Source organism: Paenibacillus sp. 01L418, from assembly GCF_056400045.1.
Window position 1 is genome coordinate 1 of record NZ_JBFTSN010000657.1, and the last position, 2,322, is coordinate 2,322.

The window sequence follows — 2,322 nt, forward strand, 5'->3', positions numbered from 1 at the left end:
GCATATACTCACCTTCTGCTCCTCGCTTCAATTACATATAAGAAGATACAAATATATTTTCTTCAAACGTCCGAGCTGGGAGACCCATACGGCTGCAGCGGATCATGAGTACATCATCCAAGCGCTTGAAGCACGTAATGGTGAAGAAGCCTCACGTTTGATGAAGCTTAATTTAAATAGGCCTCTTGAGCATCTGGACAAAATTCTTTGAGCGATCCGTACCACATCTGATGATAACCAAAAAAGTGATTAAGCCGACCAGTAAGTCGCTTAATCACTTTTTTTAGTTAAACCGATCCTTCCATAGCATGCTCTACGTCTGAATCCGTTGCCCCGTCTGGAATGATTCAATCGCTGCATGGGCTAGCTGAAGCGCTCTGCGCCCCGCCGCAGCGTGAATTGGCGGTGCTTCACCCGCACGAAATGCACCGAGCAAATGTTCAAAATGTTTGTCGAACGTAAGATGGAATTCTCGCTCCTTATCATTGAAGTAACCCGCTTGCCATACTTCGGCTGTTTCGCTGCCCGAGCGTTGAAACGTAAATTTCTTCACTGTATCTTCAATGGTCACTCTGCCCTTTAAGCCATTAAGCTCCATCGCATGAGTCTGTGCGTATGCATACGAGGAGTCATAAGATCCGAGCAGTGTTCCTACTGCGCCGGATTGAAATTGCAGTGCTAATGCCATGGTAGAGAAACCGTTTCCGGTTTTATCTGTCATTTGTGCCATCACCGATGCAATCGGGCCGCATAAATGCTCAAGCATATCAAATCCGTGACACTGGGTTTCGATTAAGTTGCCGTGCGGATGATCACTTGTTCCTTCACCGCCAAATCGCCAAGAAGCGAATATAAGCTCTCCTAACTGTCCCGCATCCATCGCTTCTTTAGCCTTATGAACAGCTGTCGCATAGCGGTGATTAAAATTAATCGCAAAAAACAGCTCCCGCTTCGCTGCTTCCGCAAGTAATAAATCAGCTTCCCCTAGATCAAATACGAGCGGCTTTTCCACCAATAATGGAACACCTGCTTGAATAACCTGCAAGGTCGCATCAAAATGTCCTTGATTCGGCAAGCATAAGCTGACGAGGTCAGGCCGTTCCGTCTCCAGCATCTCCGCGATGCTCGTATAGGCATTTGTCCCAAACTCATCTGCTCTTGCCCTGGTTCGGTCAGCATCTCGTCCAACAACGGCACAAAAATCAACATCCTTACGCGCATTAAAAATACGAGCATGGTGGTATCCCCAGCCACCAGCCCCGATTAAGGCAACCTTCACTCGCCCCTCACTGCTCATTGCTCAATGACCACCTTTCCCGTATTCCCTTTGAAAAACAACTCAAATGCTTCTTGCATCGATTGTGGTCCAAAACGGTGCGTGATGATTTGACTTAAGTATGGCAGGTGTTCACCCATCAAACGATGATTAGCCTCTAGCTCGCTAAACGGAAAATACTCACTGCCAAGCACGGCTCTCTCTGTTGCTATCAAATCGGAGGATACTTGCAAATTTAGCTGCTCGCCATGACCAATGCATACGAGTACACCGCGATGATTCAGTGCATGCATAGCTGCTTCGCGAGCTGTTGTTCTACCGCTCGTATCGAATGCTGCATCTATACGGCCCAAGCCTGCGGCTGCCAATCCCGCTTCAAGTGTTGTTTCCCCCAAATGGATCGGAATAGCACCCATTCTCTCTGCGAGTTCTAAACGATACGGTGTAAAATCCATAATGAATACAGGCAGCTCTTTGCCCAGCAGCAGCTTCGCCATCGCCAGCACCGCTAGACCAATCGGACCTGCACCGGCGATAAGGATGGATTCGATATCACCATGCACAAGCTGCGCTCTGCGAATCGCATGACCGCCTGTCCCCATGATATCAAGCAATATCGTTGCTTCTGCCAACGGAATGGCAGCATCCACAGCAAAAAACACATTTTCGTTCACGACCATATAAGGCCCGTAACCGCCATCATGAGAGAAGCCATAATCTGCACGCTTGCTTAAGCATTGGTTCGTGTACCCTCGCTTGCAGCTGCGGCATTGCCCGCAAAAATCCATTAAGAAAACAACGCCATGTGTACCTAGATCCGTTTTGGTATTTGTGCCTGCTGCGACAACGATGCCTGCTGCCTCATGACCAGGCGTCGCTTCAGAACCGCTGTAGAACTGTCCACGCTCTGATCCGCATAAAGCGTTTGCTTTGACCTGGAGCAGCAGCTGGCCTGGTCCAGGGGCAGGCACCGATTTCTCGATATAGTCAATTTTCCCGTTTCCCAAAAATCTTGGTGCACTCATCACGTCAGGTATCATTAAGCT

Annotated in this window: 3 protein-coding genes; 1 reads left to right on the top strand and 2 read right to left on the bottom strand. The window is 48.6% G+C overall.

Annotated features, from left to right (window positions below):
• The coding region (locus AC1DSE_RS34250) for an FCD domain-containing protein (protein ID WP_441964538.1) at positions 1-211 on the top strand (211 nt) is incomplete at its 5' end.
• Positions 212-313: 102 nt separating this feature from the next.
• On the opposite strand, the gene AC1DSE_RS34255 is transcribed toward AC1DSE_RS34250, so the two are convergent.
• Positions 314-1,297, bottom strand: coding sequence for a Gfo/Idh/MocA family protein (locus AC1DSE_RS34255; protein WP_477511219.1), 984 nt, complete (start codon positions 1,295-1,297; stop codon positions 314-316).
• A partial coding sequence (locus tag AC1DSE_RS34260) for an alcohol dehydrogenase catalytic domain-containing protein (RefSeq protein ID WP_477529012.1) occupies positions 1,294-2,322 on the bottom strand: 1,029 nt, incomplete at its 5' end. The genes AC1DSE_RS34255 and AC1DSE_RS34260, both read right to left, overlap by 4 nt.